The following is a 20,508-nucleotide window of genomic DNA, read 5'->3' on the forward strand; positions in this document are numbered from 1 at the left end:
ATTAGTGTGGCAGCGGGGCCAGTTGCTTGTTGCGGCGGAACTTCGCCTGCAGCCGGTCGAAGTAAAGATAGACCACCGGCGTGGTGTACAGCGTCAGCAACTGGCTCATCACCAGGCCGCCGGCGATGGTGATGCCGAGCGGCTGGCGCAGCTCCGCGCCGTCGCCGCTGGCCAGCACCAGCGGCAGCGCGCCGAACAGCGCCGCCAGCGTGGTCATCATGATCGGCCGGAAACGCAGCAGGCTGGCCTGGAAAATCGCCTCTCGGGCGCTGATGCCGCCGTTGCGCTGCGCCTCGAGCGCGAAGTCGACCATCATGATAGCGTTTTTCTTCACGATGCCGATCAGCAGCATGATGCCGATCAGCGCAATCAGGCTGAACGGCGCGCCGAACAGCTCGAGCGCCAGCAGCGCGCCCACGCCGGCGGAAGGCAGCGTGGAGAGGATGGTCAGCGGATGGATATAGCTCTCGTACAGCACGCCGAGCACGATGTACACCGTGGCGATCGCCGCCAGGATCAGGATCACCTGCGATTTCAGGGTGTCCTGGAACACTTGGGCGGTGCCGGCGAAGGCGCCGCGCACCGTAGGCGGTACGCCGAGCTGGGTCATGGCGCGGGTGACGGCGTCGGTGGCGTCGCCCAGGCTGGCCCCGAGCGGCAGGTTGAACGAGATGGTGGAGGCGGCGGACAGCCCCTGGTGGTTGACCGCCAGCGGCGTATTGGCCGGCTGCCAGTGCGCGAAGTAGGAGAGCGGTATCGCCTTGCCTTCGCTGTTGATGATGAACATTTTGTCCAGCGAACTCACGTCCTGGGTGTAGGGTGGCGCCACTTCCATCACCACCTTGTATTGGTTGAGCGGCTGATAGATGGTCGAGATCTGCCGTTGGCCGAAGGCGTTGTTCAACAGGTTGTTGGCGTCGGACACCGAGATGCCGAGGCGCGACATGGTGTCGCGATCGTAAATCAGATCCATCTCCGAGCCTTTATCCTGCTGATCCGAGTTGACGTCCGCCAGCTCCGGCAGGGCGGCCAGCGCGGTGCGGATTTTCGGCTCCCAGGTGCGCAGGGCGCTCAAATCGTCCGACAGCAGCGTGTACTGGTAGCTGGCGTTGGCCTGCCGGCCGCCGACGCGGATATCCTGCACCGCCATCAGGAACAGACTGGCGCCGGGCTCTTTGGCCAGCTTGGTGCGCAGGCGGGCGATCACCTGTTGCGCGCTGTCCTTACGTTCGGACAGCGGTTTGAGCGAGATGAACATCGAGCCGCTGTTGGTGCGCGAACCGCCGGTAAAGCCGGTGACGTTATCCACTGCCGGATCGTCGCGCACGATGGTCATGAAATCCTGCAGTTTTTGGCGCATCGCCTGGAACGAAATGCTCTGATCGGCCTGAATGGAGCCCATCAGACGGCCGGTATCCTGTTCCGGGAAGAAGGTTTTCGGGATGCTGATATACAGCCAGACGTTGAGCGCCACCGTCGCCAGCAGGATCGCCAGCACCCAGCGGGCATGGTCGAGCACCCAGTGCAGCGAGCGGCCGTAGCCCTGCTGCAGTTTCAGCAGCAGCTTGCCGAAGCCGCGCACGCGCTGCTGCGCGCGTTCCGTTTGCGGGCGCAGCAGGTAGGCGCACATCATCGGCGTGAGCGTCAGCGAGATGATGAGCGACAGCCCGATAGACACCGACAGGGTAACGGCGAACTCGCGGAACAGGCGCCCCGGCAGCCCCTCCATCAGCAGCAGCGGAATGAATACCGCCACCAGCGACATGCTCATCGAAAGCACGGTAAAACCGACCTCGCGTATCCCTTGCAGCGCCGCCTGCAGCGGCTTGATACCGGCTTCCACGTGGCGGGAAATGTTTTCCAGCACCACGATGGCGTCGTCCACCACGAAGCCGGTGGCGATGGTCAGCGCCATCAACGACAGGTTGTTGAGGCTGAAACCGCACAGATACATGGCGGCGAAGGTGCCGATCAACGACACCGGCACCGCGACGGCGGGGATCAGCGTGGCGCGGCCGGAGCGCAGGAAGGCGAACACCACCAGGATCACCAGCGCGATGGCGATGACCAGCGATTGCTCCACTTCCGCCAGCGAGGCGCGAATGGTCGGCGAGCGATCCTGCGCGATGTTCAGCTTGATCGAGGCCGGAATGCTGGCCTGCAGATCGGGCAGCTCGGCGCGGATGCGATCGACGGTGGCGATGATGTTGGCGTCCGGCGAGCGGCTGACCACCAGCAGGATCGCCGGTTGGGCGTTGGTCATCCCGGCGTTGCGCACGTCCTGCACCGAGTCGATGACGTTGGCGACGTCGCTCAGCCGGACGGCGGAGCCGTTGTTGTAATGCACGATCAGCGGCTTGTAGCCCTCGGCCTTCTTGATCTGGTCGTTGCTCTGGATCTGCCAGCGCTTGTCCTGGCTTTCGGCCGAGCCGAGCGGCGTGCGCAGGTTGGCGTTGCTGATGGCCTGGCGCACGCTGTCCAGCGATACGCCCTGGTTAAACAGCGCGGAAGGATTCAGCTCCACCCGCACCGCAGGCAGCGAGCTGCCGCCGACGGTGACGTCGCCGACGCCCTCGGTCTGGGCGATTTTCTGCGCCAGCTGGGTGGAGGCGAAGTCGTAAAGTTGCCCCTGGCTGTAGGTGTCTGAGGTGAGCGTCAGGATCATGATCGGCGCGTCCGACGGGTTCATCTGCCGATAGGTTGGGCGGCTCGGCATGCCGGAGGGCAGCAGGCTTTGCGCGGCGTTGATCGCCGCCTGCACGTCGCGCGCCGCGCCGTTGATGTCGCGGCTGAGATCGAACTGCAGGATTACGCGGGTGCTGCCGAGCGAGCTCATCGAGGTCATTTCGTTAACCCCGGCGATGCGGCTGAGTGCGCGCTCCAGTGGGGTGGCGACCGAGGTCGCCATGGTTTCCGGATCGGCGCCCGGCAAGGTTGCGGTGACGGAGATCACCGGGTAGTCCACCTGCGGCAGCGGCGCGACGGGCAGCAGGCTGAAGCCCAGCGCGCCCGCCAGCGCGATAGCCAGCGTCAGCAGGGTGGTGGCCACCGGCCGGAAGATAAACAGCGAGAAGAATTTCACGGTGTCTCCCGCGCTTCTTCTTTGGCGTGGGTGTTGCGCGCCAGTTTATCAAACAGCAGGTAAATCACCGGGGTGGTGAACAGCGTCAGGATCTGGCTCATGATCAGGCCGCCGACCATGCAGATGCCGAGCGGCCGGCGCAGCTCCGCGCCGACGCCGGTGCTGAGCATCAGCGGCAGCGCGCCGAGTAGGGCGGCGAGCGTGGTCATCAGGATCGGCCTAAAACGCAGCAGGCAGGCCTGATAGATGGCGTCATAGGGCTTCATGCCCTGCTCGCGTTCGGCGGCCAGGGCGAAGTCGATCATCATGATGGCGTTTTTCTTCACGATGCCGATCAGCAGGATAATACCGATGATGGCGATCACGTCCAGCTCGCTGCCCGCCAGCATCAGCGCCAGCAGCGCGCCGACCCCGGCGGTCGGCAGGGTGGAGAGGATGGTGACCGGATGGATGAAGCTTTCATACAGCACGCCCAGCACGATATACATCGCCACCACCGCCGCCAGGATCAGCCACAGCGTGCTGCCGAGCGCCGCCTGGAAGGCCAGGGTCGCGCCCTGGAACTTGGTGGTGATGTCTTTCGGCATCGCCAGAGTCTTCTCGACCTGGGTAATGGCGTTGACCGCTTCTTCCAGCGAGTAGCCCTCCGCCACGTTGAAGGAGACGGTGGTCGCCGGGAACTGATCGAGGTGGTTGATCGCCAGCGGCCCGTTGCGCTGTTCGATTTTGGCGAGGGTATTCAGCGGCACCACGGCGCCGGTACTGCTGGTGAGGCGGATATCGTTCAGCGCCGCCAGCCCCGGCGTCGCCTGCACGTCATGCTCCAGTACCACGCGGTACTGGTTGGCCTGGGTGTAGATGGTGGAGATCAGGCGCTGGCCGAAGGCGTTGTACAGCGCGCTGTCCACGTCGCTCATCTGGATGCCGAGGCGCGACGCCGAGTCGCGATCGACGTTGATATAGGCCTCCAGCCCCTGATCCTGCCAGTCGCTGCTGACGTCCTGCAGCTCGGGCGTCTGCCGCAGTTCGTCGATCAGCTGCGGCACCCATTGGCTGAGCTGCTCAAGGGACATCGCCTGCAGGGTGAACTGGTACTGCGTGCGGCTGACCTGGGTGTCGATGGTCAGATCCTGCACCGGTTGCAGATAGAGCTTCAGGCCGGGCAGCGCTGCCGCCTTCTCCTGCATCCGGTCGATGATGGTCTGCAGGCTGTCGCTGCGTTCGCTCAGCGGCTTCAGGTTGATCTGCAGCCGGCCGCTGTTGAGGGCGGCGTTGGTGCCGTCGACGCCGATAAACGAGGTCAGGCTCTCTACTGCCGGATCTTGCAGCACCTGCGCGGCGACCTGTTGTTGCAACACCGCCATTTTGCTGAACGACACCGACTGCGGCGCTTCCAGCGTGCCCTGGATCAGGCCGTTGTCCTGAATCGGGAAGAAGCCTTTGGGGATGAACAGGTAGAGCAGCACGGTGACGGCCAGGGTGCTCAACGCCACGCACAGCGTCAGCCACTGGTGGGCGAGTACGACTTTCAGCCAGCGGCCGTAGCCGGCGATCACGCGTTCGAAGAAACGTTCCGAGGCAGCGGAGAAACGGTTCTGCTTGCGCAGCGACTCATGGCTCAACAAGCGGGCGCACATCATCGGCGTCAGCGTCAGCGACACCACGGCGGAGATCAGAATCGCCACCGCCAGCGTCACGGCGAACTCGCGGAACAGGCGGCCGACGATGTCGCCCATGAACAGCAGCGGGATCAGCACCGCCACCAGCGAGAAGGTCAGCGAGATGATGGTGAAGCCGATTTCGCCGGCCCCTTTCAGCGCGGCGTCGAGCGGTTTTTCGCCTTTCTCGATGTAGCGCGAGATGTTCTCGATCACCACGATGGCGTCGTCCACCACGAAGCCGGTGGCGATGGTCAGCGCCATCAGCGTCAGGTTGTTGATGGAGAAACCGAGGAAGTACATGGCGGCGAAGGTGCCGACCAGCGACAGCGGCACCGCCACGCTGGGGATAATGGTTGCCGGCACGTTGCGCAGGAACACGTAAATCACCATCACCACCAGCGCGATCGCCAGCAGCAGCTCGAACTGCACGTCGCTGACCGAGGCGCGAATGGTGGTGGTGCGATCGGTCAGCACTTTGACGTCGACCGACTTGGGCAGGCTTTTAATCAGCGTCGGCAGCATTTCGCGAATGCTGTCGGCGGTGGTGATGACGTTGACGCCGGGCTGGCGCTGAATGTTCAGCACGATCGCCGGCTGCTTGTTGGCCCAGGCCGCCAGCCGGGTGTTTTCCGCACCCTGTTCGACGGTGGCGATGTCCTGCAGGCGGATCGGCGCGCCGTTTTTGTAGGCGACGATCAGCCGCCGGTACTCATCGGCGGACTTCATCTGATCGTTAGCGGACAGGGTGACCGAGCGGGTCGGGCCGTCCAGGCTGCCTTTGGCTGAGTTGACGTTGGCGGCCGTGATGGCGGTGCGCACGGTTTCGCTGTCGAGCCCGTTGGCCGCCATGGCCGGCGCGTTGAGCTTCACGCGTACCGCCGGGCGCTGGCCGCCGGAAAGGGTGACCAGACCGACGCCGGTCACCTGGGAAATTTTTTGCGCCACGCGGGTTTCCACCATGTCTTCCACCTGCGTCATCGGCATGGCGGTGGAGGTGACGGCCAGCGTCAGGATCGGCGGATCGGCGGGGTTAACCTTGCTGTAGATTGGCGGATAGGGCAGATCGGTCGGCAGCAGGTTGGTGGCGGAGTTGATCGCCGCCTGCACCTCCTGCTCGGCAATATCCAGCGACAGCGCCAGCTGGAACTGCAGGGTGATCACCGAGGCGCCGCCGGAGTTCTGTGACAGCATCTGTTTGAGGCCGGACATCTGGCCGAACTGGCGCTCCAGCGGCGCGGTGATGGCAGAGGTCACCACGTCCGGGCTGGCGCCGGGGTACAGCGTCACCACCTGAATGGTCGGGTAGTCCACTTCCGGCAAGGCGGAAACCGGCAGCGCGCGGTAGCCGATGATCCCCGCCAGCAGGATCGCCACCATCAGCAGCGTGGTGGCGACCGGGCGCAGAATAAACAGGCGGGACGGGCCGCCGCCGGGGGTCGGCGTCATCACCTGCATCAGGCTTTCTCCCGCTTGGCGTGCGGTGCGGCGTTGCCGCCGGCCGCTTTGGTTTGCGGCGTCACCACCTCAACCTTCATGCCCTCCGTCAGTTGGTCGATGCCGTCAGTCACCACGCGTTGCCCGGCGTTCAGGCCGCTGGCGATGACCACGTTCTGGCTGTCTTCAATGCCGACGGTGACCAGGCGTTTGCTGACTTTATTCTCATCGTCCATCGTCCAGACGAAGTTGCCTTCGTAGCCCATCTGCACGGCGGCGGTCGGCACCACGATGGCGTTTTGCAACGTGGCGACTTTCAGCCGCGCATTGACGAACTGATTGGGGAACAGCGCGTCGTCCTGGTTGGCGTACTGCGCCTTCAGCTTGATGGTGCCGGTGGTGGTGTCTATCTGGTTATCCAGGCTGAGCAGATTGCCCTGCGCCAACAGGGTCTTGTTGGTGCGCCCCCAGGCTTCGACGCTGACCGGGCCGGCCTTTTGCGCCTTCATGATGTCGCTGATGGTGCTTTCCGGCAGCGTGAACACCACGTCGATCGGATGCGTTTGCGTGATCACCACGATGGCGGTGGAGCCGCTGGTGATGTAGTTGCCCATATCGACCTGTTTGAGGCCCACGCGGCCGGAGATCGGGGCGATGATTTTGCTGTAGGTCAGCTGCAGCTGAGCGCTGTCCACCGCGCCCTGATCGGCCTTGATGGACCCTTCGGTCTGCTGCACCAGCGAGGCCTGCGTGTCCAGCTCCTGGCGAGAGACCAGATTGGTTTTCACCAGTTGCTGGTAGCGGGCCAGATCGCGCCGGGCGTTGGCCAGCGTCGCTTGATCCTTCGCCAGCTGCCCCTGAGCCTGGGTCAACTGGACCTGGAATGGCCGGGGGTCGATTTCCGCCAGCAGATCGCCGGCTTTCACCTGCTGCCCTTCGGTGAAGTGTAACGTCATCAGCTGGCCGTCGACCCGGCTGGTGACGGTAACGGTATTGGCGGCGGTGACGGTGCCCAGCCCGATCAGATAGCTCGGCACGGATTGCTGCGTGGCCGTAGCCACCTGAACCGGCGACAGATTGCCGCGGCGTTTGCCACCGGCGGCCGCACCTTTGGCACCGCCGGCAGGGCGGGCTGCCGCCTGTGTTTCAGCGGCCGGCGGCGCGGCGTTGAAATGACGCCAAATCAGCACGGCGACAATGGCCACGATGGCGGCAACCAGCAGGCGCAGCATCAGGGAACGACGTTGGGGTTTTGCATTCATGGCGGCGAAAATTCTCTCCAGAGGACAACCGTGCGGGCACGCATTGCCACAAAAGTGACACTCCTTACAGAATACTAGTTTAGCCAGCCAAAGCGGCATAAAAATGAAGGAAATAAGGAGGAACCGTCAGCATTTTCCGAATAAGTTAACGATTGTTGCCTACTCTGTTTATAAGCGTTGGGTTTTAACTTATAGCCAATGCGTTTTAACGACTTTCTGTATTTGGCGCTAATAATTAACGAGCGAATTATTTAACCCATGGAGCCTCTATCAATGAGCAAAAAACAACTGGGCCGTTCGGGCATTCAGGTGCCGGCGTTGACCTTCGGCGGCAACGTGTTCGGCTGGACGGCGGATCAAGCGACCTCTTTCAGCCTGTTGGATGCGCTGGTGGACAATCAGCTTAACTTTATCGACACCGCCGACGTCTATTCCAGCTGGGCACCGGGCAATCGGGGCGGCGAATCGGAAACCGTCATCGGCGAATGGCTCAAGAAGAGCGGCAAGCGCGACCAGGTGATCATCGCCACCAAGGTGGGCAAACCGATGGGCGAAGGCAAACAGGGGCTATCGCCGCGCTATATTCAGCAGGCGGTGGAGGATTCGCTGCGCCGCCTGCAAACCGATTATATCGATCTTTACCAATCGCACGACGATGACCGCGATACGCCGTTGGAAGAGACGCTGGCGGCGTTCGATGCGCTGATCAAGGCCGGCAAGGTGAGGGCGATTGGCGCCTCCAACTATCAGGCGGATCGCCTGGAAGAAGCGCTGCGGGTGAGCGAAAGCAACGGATTGGCGCGCTACGAAACCCTGCAGCCGGAATACAATCTGTATGCGCGCGAAGGGTATGAAGCCGAGCTGGAAGGCGTGGCGCAGCGCCATGGTCTCGGGGTGATCAACTTCTTCGCGCTGGCCAGCGGCTTCCTGACCGGCAAATACCGCAGCAAAGCGGATGAGGGCAAAAGCCAGCGCGGCGATCGCATCGTCGAACGCTATCTTAACTCGCGCGGCTTCCGCATTCTGGCGGCGCTGGATCAGGTGGCCGGCAAGCATGGCACCTCCCCGGCGCAGGTCTCGCTGGCCTGGCTGATTGCGCGCCCGAGCATCACCGCGCCGATCGTCAGCGCCACCTCGTTGCCGCAGCTGGATGAGTTGGTCAGCGCCACGCACCTGACGCTGGATGCGGACGACATCCAGGCGCTGAACCACGCCAGCGCCGGGTAAGACGCGTTACCCGGCGGCGATTTTGCTCTATGCTGAAGGGGTCAACATGGCCCATTCAGGAAACCGCAATGTCTGGTGATACCATCAACGACCTCGCGACGCTGGAACAGCTGTACGGCAAACCCGGCGCCCCCTCGGTTTTTAAAGAAGTCAGCTATATCCACCCGGCGTACCGCCCGTTTATCGAGGCGGCGCCGTTTGCCGCCCTCTCGACGGTCGGGCCGGACGGCATGGATGTCTCGGCGCGCGGCGATCCGGCCGGTTTTCTCCACATCGAAGACGAGAAAACCCTGCTGCTGCCGGATAGGCGCGGCAATAACCGTATCGATAGCCTGCGCAATATTCTGCACGACAACCGGGTGGCGCTGCTGCTGCTGATCCCTGGCATCGGCGAAACGCTGCGGATTAACGGGCGGGCGGAGATCGTGGTGGCGCCGGCGGTGCTGCAGCGCTTCGCCCACCGCAATCAGCTGCCGCGTTCGGTGTTGCGCATTCGGGTGGAGGCGGTGTTCTTCCAGTGCAGCCGGGCGATCTTGCGTTCGGGACTTTGGGAAGAGGGCAGCCGCCTCGAACGTTCGGCGCTGCCCAGCCCCGGCCATATTTTGGCCGCGGTGAGCCAAACGCGCTTCGACGGTGAGGAGTACGACCAGGCGCTGCCGCAGCGGCTGAAGGATACGCTGTATTAATCGCCGCGGCGTTCGCGCCACGTTTGCCGGTTCAGCCGGTACAAGACATGTTTTTGCAGCGGGTGCCCCGCCGGCAGGCGCGGGTGCAGGAAGGTTTCGCCGTCAAAGTGCATGCCGATGCGCGCCATCACCCGGCGCGACGGCTGGTTATCTTCGGCGGTGAAGGACACCACTTCCGGCAATTGCAGCGTGTCGAAGGCACACGCCAGCGCCGCGCGCGCCGCTTCAGCGGCGTAGCCGTTGCCCCAGTGGGCCGCCGCCAGCCGCCAGCCAATCTCCACGCAGGGGGAGCAAGGTAGATCGTCGCCCGGCCGCGCCAGCCCGACAAACCCGATAAAGGGCGCACCGTTTTTCACTTCTACCGCCCACAGCCCCCAGCCGTGTTGCTGCAGAAAGGCGCGGATACGTTCGGCCTGCGCGCGGCTTTCCTCGGCCGTCATCGTCGCCGGGAAATAGCGCATCACCTGCGGATCGGCGTTAAGCGCGGCGAAGGCCGGCAGATCGTCGTCGCGCCAGGGGCGCAGCCGCAGCCTGTCGCTGTCGAGGGTAAGGATGGTGGACATGATGCATAGCCTCCAATGAGCAAGGGCGCGGCGAGCCGCGCCCTTGGGCCGTCAACGGAACAGCGTTTGCGCCCAGCGCGCCAGCCCGGCGGTGACCGAGCCGAAGTCGTTGCCGCCGACGATCGGAATGCCCGGCAGCTGCTGTTGCAGCGCGGCGCGCAGCAGCGGCGAACGCGCGCTGCCGCCGGTCAGGTAGATCACCTGCGGCGCGGTCTGGCTGCTGGCCAACGCGGCGCTGACCTGCTCCTGGATGCGCATCAACGGCTGCGAGATGGCGTCGGCGAGCTGATCCTGGCTGATGCTTTCCGCCAGATCGGCCTGCACGAAGCTGAGCGGCGCGCTGATGGCCGTTTGGCCGGACAGGGCTATCTTACTCTCTTCGGCCGCGCGCACCAGCCGGTAGCTCAGGCGCTGCTGGTACACTTTCAGCAGGCGTTTGACCTTTTCCGGCTCCGCCGCGTCGAGGATCAGATCGCGCAGCACGCGGCCGTTGGCGGCGCTGTAGAAGTCGTTTTGCGCCGGTACGTCGTTGGTCGCCACCGCATTCCAGTAAGGCAGTGCCGGCAGGGCGATGCCTTTCCCGGTTTCGCCGCCCAGGCCGAACAGCGGCATCAGCTGTTTGAAGGCCAGCATGATGTCCAGATCGTTACCGCCGACCCGGCAGCCGCTGTGGCCCAGCAGGCTCTGCTGACGATCGGCGCGGTCGCGCCACTGCGGCCCCATCAGCAGCACCGAGCAGTCGGTGGTGCCGCCGCCGATGTCCACTACCAGCACGGTTTGCTCTTCGCTCAGCGTCGCTTCGAAGTCCAGCCCCGCCGCCACCGGCTCGAACTGGAATTCAATCTCTTTGAAACCGGCGCGTTCGGCGGCGCGCTGCAAAATGCCCTGCGCCTGCCGGTTGGCCTCTTCGCCGCCGATGCCCTGGAAGTTGATCGGTCGGCCGATCACCGCCTGATCGATACCGGCCTGCAGCACGTTTTCCGCCTGGCGTTTGATGTGGAACATCATGGCGCAGACCAGGTCTTCGAACAGGGCGATCTGCTGTGGCTTCAGGCCGTTGGCGCCGAGGAAGGACTTCGGCGAGCGCACGAAGTACACCTCTTCCGGATCTTCCATGTAGTGCGCCAGCGCCTGCAGGCCGAACAGCACGCTGTCGCCGCCGACCGGAATGTCCTCTTCGCGGTTGTAACTGATGGCGCGGCGCAGCAGCTGCTGGCTTTCTTCGCTGCCGGTCGGCACCTGCCAGTGGCGATGCAGGCACTCGCTCACCGCTTCGCGGGTCGGCGCGCACAGCATTGAAGGCAGATACGGCTCGTTGTTTTCCAGCGTCAGCAGCTCGGGGCCGTGGTCGCGCATCACCGCGACGGAACAGTTGGCTGTCCCATAGTCGAATCCAATAAACATCTCTTTTTTGTCCCCATGCCAATGAAGGGGGGCGACTTTACCCGAGACGGGGCCGGTGGGCAATGCGCTGATGCGCGAGTGTTGAAAAATTTAGCGGGCGCGGCATCGGCATGCTTAACTTAATGTCCGAATTCCGCACGTCAGCGCGCCAGCCGAGCCCCATAATGCAGAAAAAACCGAACCCGAGCGTTGCCATGAATACCCAACAGCAAGCGTTGTACGACGCGCTGCGCGCGCGTGACCGCAAATTCGACGGCCGCTTTTTCGTCGGCGTCTCTTCCACCGGCATTTATTGCCGCCCGGTGTGCAGCGCCCGCACGCCGAAGCTGGAAAATTGCACCTTCTATCCGAGCGCGGCGGCGGCCGAGCTGGCGGGCTTTCGCCCCTGTCTTAAATGCCGGCCGGAACTGGCGCCCGGTCTGGCGCTGATCGATCTGGGCAACCGCTATGCGCAGGTGGCGGTGCAGCTCATCGAGCAGGGCTATCTGTCCGAACACAGCTGCGAAGCGTTGGCGGCGCGGCTCGGCATTTCCGATCGCCACCTGCGGCGTATCTTCGCCGAGCAGTTTGGCGCTTCGCCGATCGATTACGCGCAGTCGCACCGGCTGCTGCAGGCCAAACGCCTGTTGGCGGACACCGATCTGCCGCTCAGCGAGGTGGCGTTCGCCGCCGGTTTCGGCAGCCTGCGGCGTTTCAACGAGCTGTTCAAGGCGCGCTATCGCCTGATTCCGTCGGCGCTGCGCAGCGGCGGCGCGCGCGGTGAACGGGCCGCCGCCAGCGGCCTGGTGTTCCACCTGGGCTATCGGCCGCCCTATGACTGGGATCGCATGTTGAACTTCTTGCAGGCGCGCGCCGTGCAGGGCGTCGAGCGGGTCGAGGGCCGCCGCTATCTGCGTTCGATCGCCGTCAGCCAGGGCGGTACGGAGTATTGCGGCTGGCTCAGCGTGCAGCCGGAAGAAGCGCGCAACCGGGTCAGGGTAGAGATCGCGCCGGCGCTCAGTTTGGTGACGACGGAGGTGCTGCGCCGCGTACGCTTGCTGTTCGATTTGGACGCCGCGCCGGATCGCATCAATGAGGCGCTGGGTTCGCTGGCGGCCGATGCGCCGGGGCTGCGCTTGCCGGGCTGCGTAAACAGCTTCGAGCAGGCGGCGCGTGCGGTGCTGGGGCAATTGGTCAGCGTGAAAATGGCGGCAACCTTCGCCGGACGGATGGCCGAACGTTGGGGAGAACCGCTGGCAGCGCCGCACGAGGGCATCACCCACGTTTTCCCTAGCGCCGAACGGGTGGCGCAGCTGCAGCCCGAAGCACTGCGTCCGCTCGGGGTACAGCTGAAGCGCGCGGCGGCGCTGATCGAGATCGCCCGCGCGCTGGGCGAAGGGCGGCTGCAGCTCGACAATGTGCTGGATATCGAACAGGGCATCAAGGCGCTGACCGCGCTGCCGGGCATCGGCAGCTGGACCGCCAGCTATATCGCGATGCGCGCCTGGTCTTGGCCGGACGTGTTTCTGGCCGGCGACTACCTGATCAAACAGCGTTTCCCCGGCATGACGCCGCGCCAGATCGAACGCTATGCCGAACGTTGGCGCCCGTGGCGTTCTTACGCCACGCTGCACCTGTGGCACAACGACGGTTGGGCGCCGGAAGGGGAGGAGTGAGGCGCATTCGGGCTAGCGCGGGGCGTCGATCAGCTGCAGCAGGCGGCTCATGCCTTCGCGCATCAGGAACGCCAGCAGCTTTTCCCGCTCGGCCGGCGTCAGATGGTAGTAATATTCGATCCAGACCCGAATCGGATCCTGGCGTTTGATGTCGTAGTCCGGATGGTCGGCCTCGCGCAAGGCCGACAGGCTGCGCGCGCCGAACGGCAGGCTGTCGATATGGTATTCCAGCGCTTTACCCTGTACGCCGCTACGGCGGCGGCTGACCCAGCCTTCGCGCCGGGCCATCAGATTGACCCCTTGCGGGGTTGAGGGCAACCCCGCCTTCCCCATCAGTTCCCTGGCGGAAAACCATTTCTTTTCCATAGTCCCTAATCCCTGAGCTATACACATGTCGAGGAAAATCAACGGATACGTCGATGTCCGCATGGGAGCTTCATCTTACTTAATCGTTTAAGCTTCAGGTGTTATTTATATCACTAATCTCGTATTGGTTAACATAATGTGAAAGACGAGAGGTGCGGCGCCGCCCGTGAGACGGCGCCGGCGAGGGAAGGCGTTAGCGGATGCCGAAGTAGCCGTCGCTGAGCAGAACCGCCAACGGCTGCTCCAGCGCCACCTGATCGCCGTCTGCCAGATCGATGCCGACATCGCGCAGCGCCTGCAGCGTCACCGGCTGGTGGGCCGGCCCGGCGAGCGTTTGCGCCTTGATCCGATGCGCCGCGCCGTTGAGCATCGAGACCATCAGCTCATCCATCTGGTTGCAGTGCACGTTGGTGATAAAGCGTTCATCGATGCGAATGATGTCTATCTTCTGATCGCCCAGCTCATCGAAGGCATTGATGTTATGCCCAAAGCCATTGACGATCAGTCGGCAACCCAGCTGCTGCAGTTCGCGCAGACACGCTCGGCACTGCGCGGCGTGTTCCAGCACTACGGCTTCATCAACGCTGAACAGCAGTGCCCGCGGCGGCAGCGAGGAAGCGCGCACCGTTTCCGTCAGGAAGCGTTGGAAGTCGTTGTTCAGCAGGCTGTCGGTAGCCAGCGGCAACGCGAGCGACAGCCCCTTGCGCTTGATATCGTCGGCGCACGATACCAGTAGCTGCGTCACCGCCCAGCGGTCGATATCCGGCATCAGGCCGTACAGCTGCGCTGCGGCGATGAACGCCTCGTGCGGCAGCGGCCGATCGTCCGGTGCCATCACCTGCAGTTTCACCTGGTGGAACGCGGCCGACAGCGGCGTCGCCGGCGGCGCGACCGCGCGGGTCAGCAGCCGCAGCTGCCCCTCGCTGATGATCGTCTGTACCTCCTGTGGGTTCAGCAATTCATGCTGCCGTTCCAGCAGCTGTTTTTGCCGCGTTTCGTACAGATAAACCTGGCCGCGGCCGTGGTGCTTGGCGGTGTAGCAGGCGATGTCGGCCTGGGCCAGCAGTTCGCTGCTTTTGGCGTCGCCGCCGATGCGCGTGATGCCGGCGCTGGCGCCGACGCGATAAATTTTCCCTTCCCAGTAGAACGGATGCTGGCTGATTTGGTTGACTACCTGCTGCATCAGCGATTTCGCCTGCTCCAGCCGGCAGTCGAACAGGATCAAACCGAACTCGTCGCCACCCAGCCGAGCCAGGCAGTCGCTGTTGCGCAGCTGGTGCCGCATCAGCTGGGCGATGTCCCGCAGCAAGGCATCACCCGCCGCGTGGCCGGCGGTGTCGTTTACCGCTTTGAACCGATCCAGATCGAGGAACACCAGCGAATGCGGCGACGATAGTTCCCCGCCGGCGGCGATCGCCGCCTTCAGCTGCTTCTCGAAGCGGGTGCGGTTCGGCAGGCCGGTTAGCGCGTCGTGCGAGGCGCTATAGCTGAGTTTTTTCATCAGTTCGCGCGAGGCGGTGACGTCCTGCAGCACCATCACCGCGCCCATGGTTTCGCCATCGAGGGTTTTCAGCGGTGAGACCGACTGCTGCACGTCGAAATAACGTCCGTCGCGGCTGTGCAGCACCAGCGCGTAATCCGCCGGCCACTGCCGCGGGTATTGCGTGAGGTTTTCGATTTCCGGGCCGTCTTTGCCATTGGTCAGGCGCACCACTCCGGCGACCGGCATGCCGATCGCTAGCTCGAGCGGCCAGCCGCACATCTGCTCGGCCACCGGGTTCATAAAGGTGATGCGCAGGTGGCTGTCGGTGGAGATCACCCCTTCGCCGATGGCGTCGAGGGTGATGTGCAGGCGCTCTTTTTCTTCGTGCAGCGCCTCGGCGAGGATCTTGAGCTCGGTCATGTCGATATTGGTGCCGATCATGCGCAGTGGCTGGCCGTGGTCGTCGAGGATCACGTTGCCCTGGCCGCGAATATGGCGCAGCTTGCCGCCGCGCGTGGTAATGCGAAATTCCATAACGAAAGGCTTGGGATCGGCCAGCAGCGCAGCCAGCTCGCGATCGGTGCGCTCGCGATCTTCCGGCACCAGCAGGGTGCGCCACAGCGCCAGCGTCGGCGTTTGGTCGGGGTTGAGATCGTAGAGTTCGAACATGCGCTGATCCCAGGTGAAGTTTTCCTGGCTCATCACCCATTCCCAAATGCCGACGCCGCCCACCTGGTTGGCCAGCGTAATGCGCTCCACCAGCCGGTTGTTCTCCGCCTCGCTGTGTTTGAGGCCGCTGATGTCCTCGACCTGAGAGATGAAGTACAGCGGTTGCCCTTCGGCGTCGCGCACCAGCGAGACGGCCAACAGCGCCCAAACGGTCTGGCCGTCGCTGCGGATATAGCGTTTCTCCATGGTGTAGCTGCTGATGTGGCCGTCGAGCAGATCGTGCAACTGGCTGAGATCGGCGTTGAGGTCGTCCGGGTGGGTGATGGCCTGGAACGTCAGGCGGTGCAGCCCTTCTGGCGTATAGCCTAGCAGTTTACACAGCGCCTGATTGACCTGCAGCCATTTGCCCTCCGGCGACACCAGCGCCATGCCGATGGCGGAATACTCCAGCGCGCTGCGAAAGCGGCTTTCGCTCTCGACGATGTGCTGTTTCTCCACCCGAAAGGTGTGCATCACCATCGCCATCGCGTGTGCCGGGATCAGGATCAGCAGCATCGGTAAGTACAGGCCAAGCTCACCGAAGACGTGTGCAGAGGCCTGCAGATGCAGCACGCCCAGCGAGATCAGCACCGTGATCAGCAGCAGGGTGCAGAAACAGACGGCGAAGGCTTCGAAGCGCGGCAGCGCGATGGCGGCCCACAGCAGCGGCAGGATGACGAAGGTGAACGGGAACGGCAGATAGGTCAGCGCCAGGTAGCTGAAGGCCAGGGAGCCCATCAGCGTGAGTAGCAGCGGGTAGGGGTTCAGCGCCGCCAAGGTGCGGCGGTGATAGGTGAGGCCGAGCGGTGCCAGCGACAGCACCCCTATCGCTTCGGAGATGAACCAGATGCCGAACGATTGCCAGAACGTTTGATCCGGCGTGGGCGAGAGCCCGGCGGCCAGCAGCGCGCTGAACAGCGGGGTGAAGATCACCGCGCACACCACAAAGCGCAGCCAGCAGCCCAGATCGCTCAGCGGATCGTTCGCCGGCAGCGTGCGGCGCAGCAGCAGGGCGCAAACCGCCGCTTCCAGCAGGTTGATGGCGGCCAGCTTGACGGGAGTGGCGCTGACGCCGAACAGCAAGAAGCTGGCGAGCACGATGCCGAGGCCGCTGGCCAGCAGCGGCAGGCCCCAGTGGCGCGGGGCGTGGCGGTACAGCACGGCGATCGCGGCGGCGGTCGGGAACCACAGTGGCGTGAAGTGGCGGGCTTCGCTGGACAGCGACAGGCTCAGCAAGGCGAGCAGAAACGTCGCCAACGCCACTAACAGGGAATGCGTCAGCATGACGCCTTTGTGGGTGCCGAACGTGTTCGGCGCGCTGATCTCCATAGACACCCTTACCGATGGCCTCTGTCAGTGATTGGATTCATGACGTGGATGAATTAAGACGATTTATTGGCAAAGGGTAGTACAGCGCGAGAGGAAAACCTACCGGGAAGGCCGACTTTGCTGCGTTAACGCAAGCCCGGCGACAGAATGACGAAAAAGCCGGCGCGGGGCCGGCTTTTGGCGTATTACAGCAGGAACAGGGTGGCGAGGCCGAGGAAGATGAAAAAGCCGCCGGTGTCGGTCAGCGCGGTGATGAGCACGCTCGAGCCGACCGCCGGATCGCGGCCCATTTTGAGCATGGTCATCGGGATCACCACGCCCATCAGTGCCGCCAGCAGCAGGTTGAGCAGCATCGCCAGCGTCATCACGCCGCCCATCGCCGCGTCGCCGTACAGCAGCCAGGTGATCACGCCCATGATGCCGCCCCACACCACGCCGTTGATGATGGCCACCCCCAGCTCTCTGAGCATCAGGCGCGAGATGTTGCCGACTTCGATCTGGTGCAGCGCCAGCGCGCGCACGATCATGGTGATGGTCTGGTTGCCGGTGTTGCCGCCGATACCGGCGACGATCGGCATCAGCGCCGCCAGCGCCACCAGCTGGGAAATGGTGTGTTCGAACAGGCCGATCACGCGCGAGGCGACGAACGCGGTGCAGAGGTTGATCGCCAACCAGGCCCAGCGGGTCTTGACCGCCTTGCTGACCGGGGCGAACACGTCTTCTTCCGGGCTTAAACCGCCCATGCGGCGCAGGTTGGTGTCGCTCTCTTCGTTGACGGCGTCGACGATCTCTTCGATGGTCAGGCGGCCCATCAGTTTGCCCTTGGCGTCAACCACCGGGGCGCTGATCAGGTCGTAACGCTCGAACGCGCCGGCCGCTTCATCGGCCTTGTCTTCGGGCTGAAAGGTGGCGGGATCGCTGTCCATCACGTCGCGCACCGGGATCTCCGGATCGTTCAGCAGCACCGCGGTCAGCGGCAGCTCGCCCAGCAGGGTGTTTTTGCGGTCGGTGACGAACAGTTTATCGGTGGCATCGGGAATGGTTTTGCGCATGCGCAAAAAGCGGTGCACTGCGCCGAGCGTGACGTCCGGCCGCACCGTCACCAGTTCGAAATCCATCATCCAGCCGACGCTGTCTTTGGCGTACTGGCTCATCTCGCGCACCTGGGCGCGCTGCTCCGGCTCCAGCGAGGTCAGCAACCGGCCCATCAGGTTACGCGGCAGGTATTGTGCCAGGTAGGCCTGTTCGTCGACGTCCAGCGTTTTGATCGCTTTGAGCAGGTCTTTGTCGCTCATTTCCTCGATCAGGCTGTCCCAGACTGGCTCGGCGACCTCCACCAGCGTCTGGCCGCGCTTGCTGTTGCCCACCAGCCGCCACAGCGCCATACGTTCATCCTGCGGCAGCGCTTCCAGCAGGTCCGCCAGGTCGGCGGCGTGCATGTCGTCCAACAGGCCGGTGATTTCCGCCGTCTGGTTCAGCAGTTCGCTTTGGCTGAGGGCGTGCTCATCCCCTGGCCGGCCGAGAATGCCGTCGACCAATTCCTTATTGTTCAACAACAGAGTGAGAATGCGCTGGCGGTGTTCAGCGACTTTTTTGACGTTATGGGTTGCGGCTGACATGGTGTTCCTTAACGGGCGCTCGGCGTTCCTGACGCAGGCTCATTAAAAGATAGAGCATAGCGAGTGCCGGAGTCATTTTTATGAAACGGACGGGGCGCGGCGGTTATTCAGAGGAGGCGTCCTGTTGCGGCGCGCTGACTTCGGCGGCGTTTTGCGCAGCGGCCTGCTTTTTTTCCTGATGATGAGGCACCGCCACCACGGCGGCGTACAGCAGTCGGCCGACTAAAATGATAAAGCTGATAAACAACACTATCTTCGTCATCTGTCCGGTGGTTTTCTTGCGCATATATCACCCGGTATGCCGGTATCCTGTGTTATTCGCTCGAGAATTTGTAACCGGATTTTAGGCGCTGATGACAAAAGTTGTCCATTTTTTTCCGGCGTGCGGCACGGCGCATTAGGGTTTCGTTTAGGTTGTCGGGGCGAGGGCGGAAAGAAAAACCCCCTGTCTGGCAGGGGGCGGGGGGATCAGGCGGAGCGCTGTTCGTCTTGCGAGCCTTCTTCGTCGATCAGCAGCTTCCAGCCGACGACGTCGTTCCAGTAGGCCTGCTCGCGTTCGAAATCGAGCTGCACCAGGTTGTTCTGCGCCAGGTAGCCGGCCGGGAAGCGCAGCGTCCAGTGGTTGTCGTCGGTGGTCAGGCGCAGCGTTTCCGGCGTGGTGGTCGACTGACGCTGGTTGTTGAGCAGGGTGCTCAGACGCAGCAGCTGGATCAGCGGCAGGTAGTGTTTCTTCTTGAACAGGTTGAGGCGAGGCAGCTCTTCCAGCTTGATCGCCTTGCGGTGGAAGCGCACCAGCGCCGCCAGCAGCAGTTGCTGTTCCTGGTTGAAGCCAGGCAGGTTGGAGTTTTGCAGAATGTAGGCCGAATGGCGGTGCATGCCGCTGTGGTTGATGCTCAGCCCCACCTCGTGCAGCATGGCGGCCCATTTCAGCAGGGCTTCCAGCTGCGGATGCGCCAGCTTGGTGTTCTGCGCCATCCACTGCGAATAGAGCAGCTCGGTGGTTTCCAGCACCCGCTTGGCCTGCTCGCGATCGATGTTGTAGTGATCGGCCAGGCTCTTGGCGGTGCGGCTGCGGATGTCCTGGTGGCGGAAACGGCCTTCCATTTCATACAGCACGCCTTCGCGCAGCGCGCCGTCGGACAGGCGCAGATCGCGGATCGCCAGCGCATCGAACACGCCGCACAGGATAGCCAGCCCCGGCACGAACACCGATTGGCGATCTTCCGACAGCCCCGGCAGGCTCAGTGAACTGAAGCTTTTGAACTGCAGCACCTGCTCGGCGAGCATTTCCAGGCGATCCAAGGTGATGAGACCGTCTTTTTCCCCCATCGCCACCAGCACTTCGTGGGCGGCCTTGATGGTGCCCGAAGCGCCCAGCGCATACTGCCAGCCCTGAATGCGGTACTGCCAGGCCAGCGTTTCCAGCTTCTGCGCCGCCGCCAGCCGCGCGCGGCGGAAGTTGTTTTTGCTGATCTCGCCGCCCGGGAAGAACAGCTGGGCGAAGCTGACGCAGCCCATGCGGCGGCTTTCCGCCAGCAGCGGCTCGAAGTCTTCGCCGATCACCAGCTCGGTGGATCCGCCGCCGATGTCGATCACCAGCTTGCGGCCTTTCTCCGGCTGAGTGTGCTCCACGCCCATGAAAATCAGGCGCGCTTCTTCCTGACCGGCGATGATTTCGATCGGGTAGGGAATCACTTTGGCGGCGCGCTTGAGGAACACTTCGGCGTTCACCGCCTGACGCAGGGTGTGAGTCCCGACGATGGTGACGTTATCCGCCGGAAAGCCCTGCAGCCGTTCGGCAAACAAGGCCAGGCAGGCCAGGCCGCGCTCTATCGCCTCTTCACTGAGTACGTTGTTGCTGTCCAATCCGTCGGCGAGATGCACCCGCTGTTTTAAACGGCCCAATACCTGTAAGGCGCCGTTGACGACGCGGGCGATCACCATGTGGAAACTGTTCGACCCGAGGTCGATGGCGGCGATTTCCTGCGGTTTGTTCGTTGCAGTGTTTTTTAGCGGCATAGTTGCTGGC

The 20,508-nt window shown here is 63.4% G+C and carries 13 protein-coding genes; 3 read left to right on the forward strand and 10 right to left on the reverse strand.

The genetic code is table 11. The features are described 5' to 3' along the window. Position 1 precedes the first annotated feature (1 nt). From mdtC to ACJ8HT_RS20775, 3 genes are read right to left on the reverse strand one after another with little or no spacing between them, the layout of a single operon-like run. On the reverse strand, positions 2–3,082 hold the full coding sequence (gene mdtC, locus ACJ8HT_RS20765; protein ID WP_197653276.1) for a multidrug efflux RND transporter permease subunit MdtC: 3,081 nt from the start codon (positions 3,080–3,082) through the stop codon (positions 2–4). After that, complete coding sequence (locus tag ACJ8HT_RS20770; protein ID WP_197653275.1) at positions 3,079–6,198, reverse strand: MdtB/MuxB family multidrug efflux RND transporter permease subunit; 3,120 nt, start codon at positions 6,196–6,198, stop codon at positions 3,079–3,081. The genes mdtC and ACJ8HT_RS20770 overlap by 4 nt, the downstream gene beginning before the upstream one ends. Beyond that, positions 6,198–7,439, reverse strand: coding sequence for an MdtA/MuxA family multidrug efflux RND transporter periplasmic adaptor subunit (locus ACJ8HT_RS20775; protein ID WP_197653274.1), 1,242 nt, complete (start codon positions 7,437–7,439; stop codon positions 6,198–6,200). Before ACJ8HT_RS20775 ends, ACJ8HT_RS20770 begins: the two co-directional genes overlap by 1 nt. Before the next feature lie 273 nt (positions 7,440–7,712). Between ACJ8HT_RS20775 and ACJ8HT_RS20780 the strand changes: the two genes are divergently transcribed. Together ACJ8HT_RS20780 and ACJ8HT_RS20785 are read left to right on the forward strand one after the other, a co-directional pair. Further along, positions 7,713–8,666, forward strand: a complete 954-nt coding sequence (locus tag ACJ8HT_RS20780; RefSeq protein WP_197653273.1) for an aldo/keto reductase — start codon at positions 7,713–7,715, stop codon at positions 8,664–8,666. A 68-nt stretch (positions 8,667–8,734) separates the two neighbouring features. Beyond that, positions 8,735–9,352, forward strand: coding sequence for a pyridoxamine 5'-phosphate oxidase family protein (locus ACJ8HT_RS20785; protein ID WP_197653272.1), 618 nt, complete (start codon positions 8,735–8,737; stop codon positions 9,350–9,352). Here the strand turns inward: ACJ8HT_RS20785 and ACJ8HT_RS20790 are convergent. Together ACJ8HT_RS20790 and yegD are read right to left on the reverse strand one after the other, a co-directional pair. Next, positions 9,349–9,915 carry a GNAT family N-acetyltransferase gene (locus ACJ8HT_RS20790; RefSeq protein ID WP_197653271.1) on the reverse strand — a complete coding sequence of 189 codons (567 nt, stop codon included), beginning with the start codon at positions 9,913–9,915 and terminating at the stop codon, positions 9,349–9,351. The genes ACJ8HT_RS20785 and ACJ8HT_RS20790 overlap by 4 nt on opposite strands. Positions 9,916–9,966: 51 nt before the next feature. Next, positions 9,967–11,319: a molecular chaperone gene (yegD, locus tag ACJ8HT_RS20795; protein ID WP_194572040.1), complete on the reverse strand. Its 1,353-nt coding sequence runs from the start codon at positions 11,317–11,319 to the stop codon at positions 9,967–9,969. A 164-nt stretch (positions 11,320–11,483) separates the two neighbouring features. Here yegD and alkA point away from each other — a divergent pair, with 164 nt between their 5' ends. After that, positions 11,484–12,974 carry a DNA-3-methyladenine glycosylase 2 gene (gene alkA / locus ACJ8HT_RS20800; protein ID WP_087762429.1) on the forward strand — a complete coding sequence of 497 codons (1,491 nt, stop codon included), beginning with the start codon at positions 11,484–11,486 and terminating at the stop codon, positions 12,972–12,974. Positions 12,975–12,986: 12 nt separating this feature from the next. Here the strand turns inward: alkA and ACJ8HT_RS20805 are convergent, their stop codons facing one another. The 5 genes from ACJ8HT_RS20805 to ppx all read right to left on the reverse strand — a co-directional run bounded on the left by ACJ8HT_RS20805 (position 12,987) and on the right by ppx (position 20,498). Continuing rightward, positions 12,987–13,340 (reverse strand): DNA-binding protein, encoded by a 354-nt coding sequence (locus tag ACJ8HT_RS20805; protein WP_049200678.1) that lies wholly within the window; start codon positions 13,338–13,340, stop codon positions 12,987–12,989. 193 nt (positions 13,341–13,533) lie between these two features. After that, positions 13,534–16,860: a diguanylate cyclase gene (locus tag ACJ8HT_RS20810; RefSeq protein WP_197653270.1), complete on the reverse strand. Its 3,327-nt coding sequence runs from the start codon at positions 16,858–16,860 to the stop codon at positions 13,534–13,536. Between the two features lie 185 nt (positions 16,861–17,045). Continuing rightward, on the reverse strand, positions 17,046–18,479 hold the full coding sequence (gene mgtE / locus ACJ8HT_RS20815) for a magnesium transporter (RefSeq protein WP_194571876.1): 1,434 nt from the start codon (positions 18,477–18,479) through the stop codon (positions 17,046–17,048). Between the two features lie 103 nt (positions 18,480–18,582). Next, the gene (locus ACJ8HT_RS20820; protein ID WP_004941600.1) at positions 18,583–18,765 is read right to left on the reverse strand and encodes a YfgG family protein; all 183 of its coding nucleotides are present in this window, start codon (positions 18,763–18,765) and stop codon (positions 18,583–18,585) included. A gap of 182 nt (positions 18,766–18,947) precedes the next feature. Continuing rightward, positions 18,948–20,498, reverse strand: coding sequence for an exopolyphosphatase (gene ppx, locus ACJ8HT_RS20825; protein ID WP_049200673.1), 1,551 nt, complete (start codon positions 20,496–20,498; stop codon positions 18,948–18,950). Between the last annotated feature and the right edge of the window lie 10 nt (positions 20,499–20,508).

Origin of the sequence: Serratia sp. CY44782 (genome assembly GCF_052168715.1) — a bacterium.
Taxonomy (GTDB): domain Bacteria; phylum Pseudomonadota; class Gammaproteobacteria; order Enterobacterales; family Enterobacteriaceae; genus Serratia; species Serratia nevei.

Excerpts from the sequence above, each read along its gene's own strand:
- ACJ8HT_RS20770 (WP_197653275.1), bottom strand. The coding sequence starts at position 6,198 with ATGCAGGTGATGACGCCGACCCCCGGCGGCGGCCCGTCCCGCCTGTTT.
- ACJ8HT_RS20775 (WP_197653274.1), bottom strand. The coding sequence starts at position 7,439 with ATGAATGCAAAACCCCAACGTCGTTCCCTGATGCTGCGCCTGCTGGTT.
- ACJ8HT_RS20780 (WP_197653273.1), top strand. The coding sequence starts at position 7,713 with ATGAGCAAAAAACAACTGGGCCGTTCGGGCATTCAGGTGCCGGCGTTG.
- ACJ8HT_RS20785 (WP_197653272.1), top strand. The coding sequence starts at position 8,735 with ATGTCTGGTGATACCATCAACGACCTCGCGACGCTGGAACAGCTGTAC.
- ACJ8HT_RS20790 (WP_197653271.1), bottom strand. The coding sequence starts at position 9,915 with ATGTCCACCATCCTTACCCTCGACAGCGACAGGCTGCGGCTGCGCCCC.
- yegD (WP_194572040.1), bottom strand. The coding sequence starts at position 11,319 with ATGTTTATTGGATTCGACTATGGGACAGCCAACTGTTCCGTCGCGGTG.
- alkA (WP_087762429.1), top strand. The coding sequence starts at position 11,484 with ATGCAGAAAAAACCGAACCCGAGCGTTGCCATGAATACCCAACAGCAA.
- ACJ8HT_RS20805 (WP_049200678.1), bottom strand. The coding sequence starts at position 13,340 with ATGGAAAAGAAATGGTTTTCCGCCAGGGAACTGATGGGGAAGGCGGGG.
- ACJ8HT_RS20810 (WP_197653270.1), bottom strand. The coding sequence starts at position 16,860 with ATGGAGATCAGCGCGCCGAACACGTTCGGCACCCACAAAGGCGTCATG.
- mgtE (WP_194571876.1), bottom strand. The coding sequence starts at position 18,479 with ATGTCAGCCGCAACCCATAACGTCAAAAAAGTCGCTGAACACCGCCAG.
- ACJ8HT_RS20820 (WP_004941600.1), bottom strand. The coding sequence starts at position 18,765 with ATGCGCAAGAAAACCACCGGACAGATGACGAAGATAGTGTTGTTTATC.
- ppx (WP_049200673.1), bottom strand. The coding sequence starts at position 20,498 with ATGCCGCTAAAAAACACTGCAACGAACAAACCGCAGGAAATCGCCGCC.